The sequence below is a fragment of the Fluoribacter dumoffii NY 23 genome, assembly GCF_000236165.1.
Classification (GTDB): Bacteria; Pseudomonadota; Gammaproteobacteria; order Legionellales; family Legionellaceae; genus Legionella; species Legionella dumoffii.
In genome coordinates this window covers 548,287-560,416 of the sequence record NZ_CM001373.1, presented here as the reverse complement: position 1 = coordinate 560,416, position 12,130 = coordinate 548,287, and the positions used below count along the sequence as shown (strand labels likewise).

Below are 12,130 nucleotides of genomic sequence, written 5' to 3'. Positions count from 1 at the left end.
ATGTAGAAATTAAAACAATAAAGGATATACAAGGAGATGTTATGGATGAAAAACTTGAGCTCCATCGACAGGAAATAAACAAAATAACCCAGCCAATTTTGGCCCGTCTTGAACATTATCGCAAAGCCATGTTTGAAATAAGGAAATTATTAAAAGGGTATTTTTTTAATGAGGGGCGAACCCAAAAACTCACCGAAGTTGCAAAAGGAGAAGAGCAAGTTTTTAGTTTCAATATGGTTCGTGATGCCATGGAGAAATGTCTGGTTGATGAAAATACCTTAGTAAAGGGTGCCGCAGCAATTATGGATTCAACAGAAAATCCACGACTTGTAGCAGCCTTTGATAGCAATGTGTTAGCAAGTGGTTTACCATTAGAGTTCCACAAACAAGATGGAACATATCTCTTTAAACCTGAAAAAACCTACACCCCCGAAGCACAGGCTTTTATGAGACAATTTGCTTATGCCTTAGGAGCTTACCGAGTATGTTTGGGGATTTGCGAGATCTATTTTGCCATCTATCGGCACCAAGGAATACAAACAGAACAACTTGAAAACTACATCGACTTGACGCGCCATTTCAAACAACAACTTAATGAAGACATCGATTTAATTTTTTTACGCAAACAAGTCAAAACAGTAAAAAAAGAAATCACCAGTTTATTGCGAGCGGAAAAGGTACAGGAAGGCTTAAATCAATTTGAACAGGATATTGATTTGCTGAGTCTAAAACTGGTTGAATTACTGGAGTCTGGGGCCGTTCATTTACAGAATTGCTATAAAGAATTTCCTAACAATCCCATATTGTGGATGCTGCATGATCGTAGTTGGCATGCGTTGCTTAAAACTCTTTCCGGACTGCTTTATGCAGAACAATATACCTACTCTACTTTATATGGCACATTAGAGATTAAAAAAGAATTTATTGGTCTTATTAAAACTGAAATAGATCAGTTCGCAACCACTAACTTAGCGCAAATACCCTTGCTTAAAATCGAACTATTAAAAAAAGCAGCAAAGGTAATTGCTGAAACAAAAATTGATATAGCTGCAAAGCTTGCTGAAAAAGGAATTGTGTTGAATGAGGCACCTGAAACAGGCATGTTTTCCTCCCCTTACTCGGGCGGTATTTATGGACTCATGATGGCCTACCATCAAAGGCAATTGACAGGCCTCAATGCAGCTCAAGAAGAATTCGAACAAGATGACGAATTCAATCAAGACCTAAAATCATTAAAAAACTATCCATAAACATCATAATTATTGTGATCAAAGGAGGCTCTCACTGAGTCTCCCGTGATTTTCTTCGCTTGGCAATAAACCGCTTTCAGAAATAAGCCAATTATTCGATATACTGGATGCTACGGGCAAACCGCGGCACGTAGGCAGCAGGTGAAATGACAACGGATCCTAGCCCGTTAGAACCTGTTATTTATTCAACATGACTTATACGTATGATACCCGCAATAGCATAGGGTAAAAATCCCACTGCAACCACAGAAATAGCCGACAATAAAGCCAAATAGGCACTGACTGGCAGACCTTGCATCGCAATGTGTACTGTTCCGCTTCCAAAAATGAGTACAGGCAAGGTTAATGGCAACAATATTAAAGCCATTAAAAGCCCCTTCTGGTTGATTCCCACCCCAAATGCAGCAGCAAGGGCACAAAGGAACAACAATGACGGCGTACCACAGATAATAGCAAGCGCAAGAACTACTGTTTCCCAGACACTCAATGAAAAAAACAGGGACACTAAAGGACATAAAACGAGTATAGGCAGCAAATTAAACAACCAGTGAGCAATTACCTTTGCGCCTACAAGCAGAGGTAAAGACTGACCTGAAACAAGCCATTGTTCGAGGACCCCGTGCTCATAGTCCTGTTGAAATAAACGTTCGGTTGAAAGCAGCAAAGAAAACAATATTGCCATCCACACCAAACCCGGGGCAATGTTCCTCAGGAGCATGATTTCCGGTTTAATAGTCAAGGGAAACATAAAAAGGAAAATGATAAAAAACAGGCAAGAGTTCACCAAAAAGCGGATTTGACGTACCTGAATAAGTAGTTCACGTGTGCATTGTTTGGCAAATAAAGAAATAGAGGAACTCACAAACAATACTCCTCATACCCTGAGGAATCCAAGGGTAATTGCTGGTGTGAGGTCAATAAAACTGCTCCCCCTTGGTTTCGATGGAGCGCGATGACATCCATGATTTGTTTCATGGCATGCTCATCTAAAGCAACAAGGGGTTCATCAAGAAGCCATAATCGGGAGTTGGAAAACCATAAACGGAGTAACCCTGCTTGCCTACGCTGTCCTGAGGATAATAAACCACACGGAACATCAAGATGGTGTTCCAGTTTAAAAATTGAAGCCAATTCTTCTATTTTATCAATCCGCTCATTTCTGATCTCTGAAACTGGAGAAACATAATGAAGATCAAAATAACAGTTTTCCCTTAAGCTTAAATTAGGGTTAATACCGGCTTTATGACCTACAAAACACAGATGGCGTTGATATTCTGACGGCTCTTTAGCTATATTCTGCCCAAAAAATCGAATCTCACCTTGAAGTGGCTGAAATAAACCGGCAATCAGTTTCAATAAAGTCGTCTTGCCAGCACCATTTCTTCCTCGTAGATGTAGCAATCCCCCCTCGGGTAAATGAAAAGCAACATTATTCAGCAAGGGTTTTTCCTGGTAGTCAAAAGCAAGGTTAATTACATCAAGCATAGGTCACGATACACTGTAGGTTGCGTTTTAGGTAATCAGGATGCACTTTCAATTAAGAAATAGTACTCGAACTAAAAAACAAAACAAAGCGATTTAATTTATCCTAAAAACTCTTTTCTAGTCTAAATGCTTATCGGCTCTTGCGAACTCTCTTATTGATCGCCATAATTTGTTTTATTTTTTACAGGGTTCGTAATGGAATTTTTAAGTCAATATGGTTTATTTCTTTTAAAATCAATAACTGTTGTTATTGCTTTCCTCATAGTATTCGCGGGTTTCTTCTCTATGAGCCGCAAACCTAAACCAAAACTGGAAATCACATCTTTGAACAAACATTATGATCATATCATATCCATAATGAGCAAAGAAGTTCTTGGCAAAAAACCTCCCAAGAAGAAAAAAACTAAAGACGGCCAGCCCACCCTTTATGTAATTGATTTTCATGGGGATATCAGGGCATCACAGGTAGAGCAGCTCCGGGATGAAGTAACTGCTATTCTTTGTGTTGCAAAGCCTGGGGATGAAGTTTTAGTTCGTCTGGACAGCCCTGGCGGGATAGTTAATACTTATGGGTTAGCTGCTTCCCAACTCCAACGCATTCGCGATAAAAACATTCCTTTAACTGTAAGTATCGATAAAATGGCTGCCAGCGGAGGTTATTTGATGGCCTGTGTCGCGAATCGAATCATCGCAGCGCCTTTTGCCATTATTGGTTCTATTGGTGTTGTAGCCCAAATACCCAATTTTCATCGTTGGCTAAAAAATCACGATATTGATGTGGAATTATTGACTGCAGGAGAATACAAAAGAACCCTGACCCTTTTTGGCGAAAATACTGAAAAAGGCAGGAAAAAAGCTCAGGATGATCTGGAGAAAATCCATAGTGCTTTTAGAAATTATGTAGCCAGTAACCGCGAGCAATTGAATATAGATGAAGTCTCAACAGGAGAGCATTGGTTAGCCAAGGATGCTTTTGATCTGAAACTTGTGGACGAATTATGCACAAGTGATGATTACCTCATGGAAAAAATTGCTGACTATAGAGCATTCAAATTAACCGTTCCTCCCAAAGCATCTCTGGCTAATAAATTACTTAAGCCAGCAATGCGCTTGATTCACCCCTGGGGTTAAGAATAAATACCATTTTATCCTGGAAAAGCCTTAATATTCAAAATACTGAATAAACTGCTGAATTCAGGATAATGGTATATAATTAATTAAGAATACAATATGGAGTGAGCTATGAGTGACTTTAAATCAAAACTACCTGATCTTAAAGAGTTAGCTTCAATGACAAACAAGTTATTTACAGATATTAAAAAAAGTGTTGGGGAAATAGTCCATAACTATAAGGAAACGAGAGCTCAGCAGGAAGGAGCTGAACCAACAAATGTAACTGTAACCCCTGAAGCCAAGACTAAAACAACTGTTGAAGAAACTAAAGTAGTACACGAATCAACGAAAACTTCTGAGCCTGTTGAGACTGTTGAGTCCGTGGAGGTCGTCGAAACCATTGAAGTGGTTGAACCTCCAAAAGAATCAAAAACTGATAAAACCAAGGAATAGGACTAACTGATAATATGAGTACCGGGGTGGCCACAACTGCCCCGGCATGCTTTTCTCGTGTTTAATTTCCAGCTAATGCATTGAATTAAACCCGCTCAGGACGGGTCAGCCCATATTTACGCATTTTTTCAACCAAGGTAGTCCGTCTCATATTTAAATAACTTGCAGCATGAGCAACTACCCAATCAGCTTCGTTTAAAGCCTGGCTAATCAGAGCTAACTCGGTTTTCACCAGATGTTCTTTCAAATCGATGCCTTCGGTACTGGCAGCAATCTGCTCCTGATGCATTACTTCCATTAACGCTTCTCGCTCAGAATGGGTTGTATCGGATTCAGTATACAAAGTTTTATATTCTCCCCTTACTTTTTGGGGTAAATCTTCTTTACTCAAGATCCCTTTAGGATAAAGAATAGTTAAACGTTCTACCAAATTAGCCAATTCCCTGATATTACCGGGCCAATTGTATTCACATAAAGCATTCATCGCATCGGGCATCAAGCGCACGCTAGGTCTGTTTTCACTCTCAATGCGTGAAATCAATTCGTTAAATAATAAGGGAATATCCTCTGCCCTTTCCCTTAAAGGCGGCATTTCAATGGGAAATACGTTCAGTCTGTAAAATAAATCTTCTCTGAATTTGCCTTCCTTAATCGCTTCTTCCAAGTTTCTGTGAGTTGCCGCTATAATCCTGACATTCACATCAATGCTTTTATTGGAACCCACCCTCTCAAAGCAGCGCTCTTGTAACACACGCAATAATTTAACTTGCATAGGCAACGGCATATCACCTATCTCATCCAGGAATAAGGTACCGCCATTTGCTAACTCAAATCGACCTTGCCGGGATGTAATTGCACCTGTAAACGCCCCCTTTTCGTGGCCAAATAATTCACTCTCGAGCAACTCCCCGGGTATAGCACCACAGTTAATGGGTATAAACGGCTTGCTGGCTCTTGATGATAGGGTATGTATATTACGAGCCACTACTTCTTTGCCCGTTCCTGACTCTCCCAGAACCAACACACTTGCTTCGGTGTCTGAGACTTGCTCAATCAATCTGCGGACATTACGAATACCAGAGCTATTTCCCACAAGACTACGGAGCAATGGATTTTTTGGATTGCTGACAATTACAGAATTGACTGCCTCTTGCGCCAATTGGCACTGGTGCAAGGATTCCATGATTTGCGCGTAGGTAAAGGGGAACGGTAAACAGCTAACCACATTACGTAAAAGACATTGGGTATTATTTAATTTTTGCCCTATGACAATAATAGGAGTTTTGACAAATTTGTTTACCAATGAATCCAGTTCATTTATAGTCTCGTGAACAGATTCACTTGCACCAAGAAGAATTATACCTGGATCTATATCATCAACTTGCCAGCTTCCATATTCACTGACTTCGGTAGGTTCACCGATAAAATCCAGTATCGTACGCAACTTGTCGCGACGACATTCATTATTATCAATGATAAAAACCTTGTCATTAATACTCATAAACTTATCCTTAAGTTTTATACTCGCACCATCATTTTCTTTCTCCCATAATTGCGAGAAAAGATTTTATTAATTATCGGTAACACACAATCAATTTAAAAGAATTGCACTGATTACCGAAACATAATTCCTGGCTACCTATTGTTCTGGTAGCACTTACTTGAGTTTCTTTCACAAAATATTTGGCTTGCAGAAACCCCATACGACTGCAAAAAGAATTGGCCGCCCGAGAACCACAACCTTGTTTTTGCTCATAACACCAATCCACACGATAATCATTATATCGGGGATCAGCGAATTGTTTTTCACGATAATGATAAGGTTTTGGAGGGGTATGTGATAAATTTGTAGCGCAAGCAATGGTCATAAATCCATTGCAACGCCAGCCTTTGCAACTCTCTCCGGTTGCCAGATAATGTGTTAACCCTATATTGTAAGCAATTTCATTATCGCTGGAATAATCGTAGCCTAACATTTGGCAATAACGGTCTGCTACAACTTTACCGCATTCCTTACCATCAGCGGTACAATAATCCAAACGTTCCCCAAGAAATGTGGGATGCCAAAAATTGCGAAAAGCCTTATTGTGCTTTTCATTGGAATTTGAATGGCTCGAAAAGGAGCTAAATAAAAAAACTAAAAACATAAAGTAACGAAAATTGATCATTAAAACAATCCTTTAGCGACTATCAAATCATGTTAGCTTATGAAACCTATTGGAACAAGAGCGCATGAAGGTTAATCACTATTGATTTATTAAATGTAGCACATTTCATTTCACAAATGGATTAACAAGGATCATTTTGACAAAAAATTTTGCCATGAAACTGATATGTAGAGGGTATGTTTTAGACGATTTTTAAGGCTGGTGAAACAGGGTGAATCTGGTTCCCACAACACCAGAAAACCCACACCCGGATTAAATTGGGTTATTACTATCGATAAACAAGTGTTCCAACTCAAATTGAAAAGCCAGATGATTCCCTAAAGCCTGAATCCCATAACGTTCTGTTGCGTGGTGGCCACAAGAGTAATAATGAATACCTAATTCTTTTGCCTGGTAGTAAGTTCTTTCGGATATTTCCCCGCTTATGTAAGCATCTACACCCAAACGGTACGCATCCTCGATAAAATCCTGGGCTCCCCCACTACACCATGCAATATGGGTCACCGGTTTTTTACTGCCGGCAATAAATAAAGGCGTACGCTTTAATTTTTTTTCCAAATAATCGGCAAATTCGGTTGAACTCATGGTTTGAACCAATTTTCCCGACCAGAGTAGATTATCCGTATTTCCTGCCCGGTGCATATGGATCAAATCTACTTCAAACAACTTTGCGAGGCAGGCATTATTTCCAAGTTCAGGATGACAGTCCAGTGGAAGATGATAGGCAAACAGATTGAGCTCATTACATAATAGTTTATAAATCCGCTGACGTTTCATTCCCACAACGATTGGCGGTTCACCACGCCAAAAATAACCATGATGAACCAATAAGGCATCAGCGCCCCATGCAATAGCCTCGGAAATTGCATCCTCAGAAGCGGTAACTGCAGTGCAAATTCGTTTAATCTGTTCTTTGCCTTCAACCTGCATTCCATTTGGTGCATAATCATTGAAGCGTTCACATGCCAACAGTTGCTGCAGATATAATGAAAGCTCTTCTTTAGTAATCACCGGTCAGAAACCCGCTTAATGTCCGCACCTAATAAAGATAATTTTTCTTCTATGCGTTCATACCCTCTATCTACATGATAGATTCGCTCTACTGATGTTTCACCTTCTGCAACTAATCCCGCCAAAATCAAGCTGGCTGATGCCCGTAAATCAGTTGCCATCACAGGCGCACCAGTTAATTTTTCAACACCATTAATTATTGCAGTGTTGCCATTGAGTTGAATCTGGGCACCCATGCGTTGCAACTCTTGGACATGCATAAAACGATTTTCAAATATAGTCTCTACTATAGTTGACGTCCCATCCGCCACTGAGTTCATGGCCATAAATTGCGCCTGCATGTCTGTTGCGAAAGCAGGATAAGGTGCAGTAGAAATATTGACTGCTTGAGGACGTTGATTGTGCATGTTAAGGCTTACCCAATCCTCTCCGATAGTTAACTCCGCACCTGCTTCTTCAAACTTGCACAATTGGGATAATAAAGTATCTGGGCGTACCCGTTTTACAGTAACATGCCCCCGTGTTAAAGCACCAGCAGCTAAATAGGTACCTGCTTCAATTCGGTCAGACATGACAGAATAAGTACCTCCTGAGAGGGCTTCAACTCCTTCAACCTCAATTATTGAAGTTCCGGCTCCAGAAATTTTTGCACCCATTTGAATGAGGAAATTAGCCAAATCAACAACTTCCGGTTCGCGGGCTGCATTTTTGATAATGGTTGTTCCTTCAGCAAGGGTTGCTGCCATAAGTACATTTTCAGTACCGGTCACCGTAACGGTATCAAACATCAAACGTTTGCCTTGCAGACGACCTCGTCGGCAACGAGCATTGATATATCCATTTTTGACTGTTATATCAGCTCCCATGGTTTTCAACGCTTTTAAATGCAAATCCACAGGCCTTGTGCCAATAGCACATCCACCTGGTAAAGAGACGTCCGCCTTTCCAAAGCGAGCAAGCAAGGGGCCCAATACTAAAATTGAAGCGCGCATTGTTTTAACCAGATCATAAGGAGCAACAAACTCATTCACCTGTCCGGCATCAACCTGGACATTCATTTTTTCATCGACGATTAGATGCGCACCTAACTGGCCTAATAACTCCATCATGGTCGTGATGTCTTTGAGATGAGGGACATTGGAAATAGTAACGTGATCTCTTGCGAGTAAACTTGCCGCCATAATAGGCAGGGCTGCATTTTTTGCTCCTGAAATAACTACTTCTCCATTCAATGCCTTACCGCCATTGATTAATAATTTATCCATGTTGCTTTCCCCATTCTTCTTTTGTCCACGTCTTCATGCTAATCGCGTGAAGCTTGCCGGAAGTAATTAAATCTTTCAGTTGTGCATAAACCCACTGCTGTCTAGCTATCTTAGGCTTATCTACAAAGACGTCACTTACTATAGTTATCTGATATTGATAACCATCCCCCTCCACTTTGATGTAAGAAACATCATCAATGGCTTTGAATTTTTGTTCGATTTCTTCGTTACTTATCATTAAAATTAGCTCACAAATTGAAATAAATACAACTTTTGGCAACAAATTTAACGGGAGGAGATCACAATCTCCATCCCGATTCTGTTATCCAGATAAAAAAGAAAACCCGGGCTACAGTTCGCACCTTCACCCAGGCTACAGTCTAAAAGTAACCATTTTCCAAAAATTGGGTATTCCTACTGTATAAAAATTTATTTGGACTCCAAAATACCCCTTACCCCACAAAACTCTGCCAGGGATTGTGTCTCAGCAGGAACTCCAATAATTTCAAAGGTTTTATTATTTTTTTTACATAATTTTCGGGCTTCAATTAGTAATGCCAAACCCGCACTGTCACAATGTCTGACATCACTTAAATCCAGACCAAATTTGCCACTTTTGTCTTCTCTCAAAGCCTGGTAAAGCTTTGACCTCATTGCAACGACAGATTTAAAGGAAAGATCTGCGCCTGGTTTAAAATAAACTGTATTCACAATCAGGAGGCCCTTTTAAGTTGCTTTTGTTCCATTAGTTTGATGACATCATCAATGCTTGAATTTTGTAATGCAGATGCAAACTGGGAGCGGAAGCTTTGCAGCAGGCTTACCCCTTCAACACTGATATCATAAATTTTCCATTGCCCATTTTTATCCACAAGGCTGTAAGATAAGGGAATATTTTGCCCCTCGGCACGGATAATAATACTGTTAACCCGCAAAAAACGAGAGTTCAGCGAACCCCTTAAAGGCAGGAATTGTACACTTTCATCGGTATATTGTGCCAATGGACTGGAATAAGTGCGAATTACCAAACGTGTAAATGCTTTCGAGAACTGGCTTTTTTGCGTATCTGTTGCCTTACTCCAGGCTTGTCTTCCCAAAACCGAACGAGACATACCTGCAACATCAACGATTGGAAGCAAGTTCGATTCTACCGCATTGTAAATAATATTTGGATTATTTTTTAAGCTGGACTTATGTTCCTTAAGTGTAGCGATGATATTATTGGCCGTTTGCTCCAGCATAGGTATTGGAGAATTTTGGGCATTCAATACAGGGGATAAAATCACACTGACAACTAATAAAAATGTTTTTATTATTCTCATGTCTTTGACCTTATTTTTTAATGTTAAAGAGTAGTTGACCAATTAAATTTTCAAGAATAATGGCTTCTTGAGTTTTCCCAATTACATCTCCGTTTTTCAAATAGGGATGATCTTTATTTTCCTCATCCTCAAAACCGGGAACAATGCTTATGTAGTTTGAACCAAGTAAACCCTCAGTCAAAATGCGCGCTGAAGCATCATCATAAGGAATTTTTTTATCGCTTCGTAAACGCATAGTCACTTTAGCGTTGAGTTCCCCCGGTTGTAACTCAATACGGGTTACTTCTCCAATTCTAACTCCGGCCACAGTCACAGGCGCACGTACTTTTAACCCCCCAATATCTGTAAAATCAGCAGTTACATCATAACTATCATGAGACCCAAAACTTGAAAGGTTGCTCACTTTCATCGTCATGACCAATAAAGCCAATATACCAAGCAACATAAATAGGCCAACACTAAAATCTACATAACGTTGCTTACTCATTTACCAATCTCCAATCATCATTGCGGTCAACAAAAAATCGAGCCCTAACACAGCAAGCGAAGAGTAAACCACTGTTTTAGTCGTCGCCTGGCTAATACCTTCTGCAGTAGGAACACATTCAAATCCCTGGAATACAGAAATCCAGGTTACAACAAAAGCAAATACTAAACTTTTAATGATACCACTGAGTACATCAATACGAAAATCCACTGCAGCTTGCATATTGGACCAAAAACTTCCCGCATCTACACCCAGCCAGTGCACCCCGATAAAATAACCGCCGAAAATGGCCACAGCGGAAAAAATTAATGCCAGCAGCGGCAAGGTAATAAACCCAGCAATAAAACGAGGATAAATAACCCTGCCTAAAGGGTCAACTCCCATCATGTCCATACTGGACAATTGTTCTGTTGCCTTCATTAAGCCAATTTCAGCAGTTAAAGCAGAGCCAGCCCGCCCTGCAAACAGCAAGGCACTAATGACGGGTCCAAGTTCCCTTGAAATACTTAAAGCCAATAATTGGCCCAGTTGGCTTGAGGCACCAAATTTCTGCAAAGTATTATAGCCTTGTAAACCCACAACCATACCGATAAATAATGCGGATACAACGATAATCAAACAGGACAAAACGCCCACAAAATGAATTTGATAGCGCAGCAAAGGCCAAAGTTTTGAAATCCCAGGCCTCCTGAACAGCATTAAAAACAGAAATAAGCCGGAACTTCCCAAGTCTTGCAAAAGGCGGGAACTACGATTACCCATACGTATGATGAACTCAAGCATCCAATAGCTCCTCTATATACGGTCTGGCAGGATAATGAAAAGGAACGACCCCATCCGCTTCACCATGCATAAATTGTTTAATTTGAGGCTCAGATGATTGAATAAGTTCATCAGGAGCTCCATGTCCAATGATCTTTCCACCGGAAATAAGATAAATATAATCTGCTATGGAACAGGTTTCTTCAACATCATGTGAAACAATAATGGTAGTGGTATGTAACAATTCGTTGAGCCGCTTAATCAAACGGACTAAAACACCAAGAGAAATGGGATCTTGACCTGTAAAAGGTTCATCATACATCATAAGCTCGGGATCCAAAGCTATAGTACGGGCTAAAGCAACCCGGCGCGCCATTCCGCCTGATAATTGGGCAGGCATCAAATTTGCAGCCCCTCTCAAACCCACTGCTTCAAGTTTCATCAAAACTATATCACGGAGCATTGATTCGTTTAAAAGCGTATGCTCGCGCAAAGGGAAGGCCACATTATCGAATACAGAAAGATGGGTGAATAACGCAGAACTTTGAAAAAGCAAGCCCATGTTGCGCCTCGCTTCGTATAAAGCCTTGCGCGACAATTGATGCATATTTTGGCCATTCACCTGGATCAAACCACTGTCTGGTTTCAGTTGGGCGCCAATGAGCTGTAATAAAGTTGTTTTCCCAGAACCGCTTGGCCCCATGATTGCAGTAATCTTGCCGCGTTTAACTACCATATCAATATCATTGAAAATGCAACGGTTCTCGCGAGTGAAGATTAAGTTTTTGATTTCGACCCAATTTTCAGGCATTCT

General features: G+C 40.4%; 15 protein-coding genes. 3 read left to right on the top strand and 12 right to left on the bottom strand.

Features of this window, described 5'->3' with window-relative positions; all coding sequences use genetic code 11:
- The first annotated feature begins 41 nt into the window (after nt 1-41).
- The gene (locus tag KYQ_RS02615) at nt 42-1,250 is read left to right on the top strand and encodes a hypothetical protein (protein WP_019349614.1); all 1,209 of its coding nucleotides are present in this window, start codon (nt 42-44) and stop codon (nt 1,248-1,250) included.
- Between the two features lie 181 nt (nt 1,251-1,431).
- Here KYQ_RS02615 and ccmB read toward each other — a convergent pair whose 3' ends face one another.
- Nucleotides 1,432-2,112, bottom strand: coding sequence for a heme exporter protein CcmB (ccmB, locus tag KYQ_RS02610; RefSeq protein WP_019349613.1), 681 nt, complete (start codon nt 2,110-2,112; stop codon nt 1,432-1,434).
- Entirely contained in the window at nt 2,109-2,735 is a 627-nt protein-coding gene (gene ccmA, locus KYQ_RS02605) for a heme ABC exporter ATP-binding protein CcmA (protein ID WP_019349612.1), read from the bottom strand. Before ccmA ends, ccmB begins: the two co-directional genes overlap by 4 nt.
- Before the next feature lie 195 nt (nt 2,736-2,930).
- Here ccmA and sohB point away from each other — a divergent pair, with 195 nt between their 5' ends.
- Nucleotides 2,931-3,866: a protease SohB gene (sohB, locus tag KYQ_RS02600; protein WP_010654109.1), complete on the top strand. Its 936-nt coding sequence runs from the start codon at nt 2,931-2,933 to the stop codon at nt 3,864-3,866.
- A gap of 111 nt (nt 3,867-3,977) precedes the next feature.
- Complete coding sequence (locus tag KYQ_RS02595; protein ID WP_010654110.1) at nt 3,978-4,301, top strand: hypothetical protein; 324 nt, start codon at nt 3,978-3,980, stop codon at nt 4,299-4,301.
- An 85-nt stretch (nt 4,302-4,386) separates the two neighbouring features.
- On the opposite strand, the gene KYQ_RS02590 is transcribed toward KYQ_RS02595, so the two are convergent.
- The 10 genes from KYQ_RS02590 to KYQ_RS02545 form a co-directional block, all read right to left on the bottom strand.
- On the bottom strand, nt 4,387-5,802 hold the full coding sequence (locus tag KYQ_RS02590; RefSeq protein ID WP_010654111.1) for a sigma-54 dependent transcriptional regulator: 1,416 nt from the start codon (nt 5,800-5,802) through the stop codon (nt 4,387-4,389).
- 73 nt (nt 5,803-5,875) lie between these two features.
- Nucleotides 5,876-6,469 carry a hypothetical protein gene (locus KYQ_RS02585; protein WP_019349611.1) on the bottom strand — a complete coding sequence of 198 codons (594 nt, stop codon included), beginning with the start codon at nt 6,467-6,469 and terminating at the stop codon, nt 5,876-5,878.
- A gap of 252 nt (nt 6,470-6,721) precedes the next feature.
- Nucleotides 6,722-7,480, bottom strand: coding sequence for a Nif3-like dinuclear metal center hexameric protein (locus KYQ_RS02580; protein WP_019349610.1), 759 nt, complete (start codon nt 7,478-7,480; stop codon nt 6,722-6,724).
- On the bottom strand, nt 7,477-8,745 hold the full coding sequence (gene murA, locus KYQ_RS02575; RefSeq protein ID WP_010654113.1) for a UDP-N-acetylglucosamine 1-carboxyvinyltransferase: 1,269 nt from the start codon (nt 8,743-8,745) through the stop codon (nt 7,477-7,479). Before murA ends, KYQ_RS02580 begins: the two co-directional genes overlap by 4 nt.
- Nucleotides 8,738-8,983, bottom strand: a complete 246-nt coding sequence (locus tag KYQ_RS02570) for a BolA family protein (RefSeq protein ID WP_010654114.1) — start codon at nt 8,981-8,983, stop codon at nt 8,738-8,740. The genes murA and KYQ_RS02570 overlap by 8 nt, the downstream gene beginning before the upstream one ends.
- A 191-nt stretch (nt 8,984-9,174) precedes the next feature.
- Nucleotides 9,175-9,456, bottom strand: coding sequence for an STAS domain-containing protein (locus KYQ_RS02565; protein WP_010654115.1), 282 nt, complete (start codon nt 9,454-9,456; stop codon nt 9,175-9,177).
- A gap of 2 nt (nt 9,457-9,458) precedes the next feature.
- Nucleotides 9,459-10,067: an MlaC/ttg2D family ABC transporter substrate-binding protein gene (locus KYQ_RS02560; protein ID WP_010654116.1), complete on the bottom strand. Its 609-nt coding sequence runs from the start codon at nt 10,065-10,067 to the stop codon at nt 9,459-9,461.
- A 10-nt stretch (nt 10,068-10,077) separates the two neighbouring features.
- Complete coding sequence (gene mlaD, locus KYQ_RS02555; protein ID WP_010654117.1) at nt 10,078-10,554, bottom strand: outer membrane lipid asymmetry maintenance protein MlaD; 477 nt, start codon at nt 10,552-10,554, stop codon at nt 10,078-10,080.
- The gene (gene mlaE, locus KYQ_RS02550; RefSeq protein WP_010654118.1) at nt 10,555-11,337 is read right to left on the bottom strand and encodes a lipid asymmetry maintenance ABC transporter permease subunit MlaE; all 783 of its coding nucleotides are present in this window, start codon (nt 11,335-11,337) and stop codon (nt 10,555-10,557) included.
- Nucleotides 11,330-12,127 carry an ATP-binding cassette domain-containing protein gene (locus tag KYQ_RS02545; protein WP_019349609.1) on the bottom strand — a complete coding sequence of 266 codons (798 nt, stop codon included), beginning with the start codon at nt 12,125-12,127 and terminating at the stop codon, nt 11,330-11,332. Before KYQ_RS02545 ends, mlaE begins: the two co-directional genes overlap by 8 nt.
- Between the last annotated feature and the right edge of the window lie 3 nt (nt 12,128-12,130).

Bases quoted from the DNA above. Each gene is read 5' to 3' on its own strand.
- KYQ_RS02615 (WP_019349614.1), top strand. From the start codon at position 42: ATGGATGAAAAACTTGAGCTCCATCGACAGGAAATAAACAAAATAACC.
- ccmA (WP_019349612.1), bottom strand. From the start codon at position 2,735: ATGCTTGATGTAATTAACCTTGCTTTTGACTACCAGGAAAAACCCTTG.
- sohB (WP_010654109.1), top strand. From the start codon at position 2,931: ATGGAATTTTTAAGTCAATATGGTTTATTTCTTTTAAAATCAATAACT.
- KYQ_RS02595 (WP_010654110.1), top strand. From the start codon at position 3,978: ATGAGTGACTTTAAATCAAAACTACCTGATCTTAAAGAGTTAGCTTCA.
- KYQ_RS02590 (WP_010654111.1), bottom strand. From the start codon at position 5,802: ATGAGTATTAATGACAAGGTTTTTATCATTGATAATAATGAATGTCGT.
- KYQ_RS02585 (WP_019349611.1), bottom strand. From the start codon at position 6,469: ATGATCAATTTTCGTTACTTTATGTTTTTAGTTTTTTTATTTAGCTCC.
- murA (WP_010654113.1), bottom strand. From the start codon at position 8,745: ATGGATAAATTATTAATCAATGGCGGTAAGGCATTGAATGGAGAAGTA.
- KYQ_RS02570 (WP_010654114.1), bottom strand. From the start codon at position 8,983: ATGATAAGTAACGAAGAAATCGAACAAAAATTCAAAGCCATTGATGAT.
- KYQ_RS02560 (WP_010654116.1), bottom strand. From the start codon at position 10,067: ATGAGAATAATAAAAACATTTTTATTAGTTGTCAGTGTGATTTTATCC.
- mlaD (WP_010654117.1), bottom strand. From the start codon at position 10,554: ATGAGTAAGCAACGTTATGTAGATTTTAGTGTTGGCCTATTTATGTTG.
- mlaE (WP_010654118.1), bottom strand. From the start codon at position 11,337: ATGCTTGAGTTCATCATACGTATGGGTAATCGTAGTTCCCGCCTTTTG.
- KYQ_RS02545 (WP_019349609.1), bottom strand. From the start codon at position 12,127: ATGCCTGAAAATTGGGTCGAAATCAAAAACTTAATCTTCACTCGCGAG.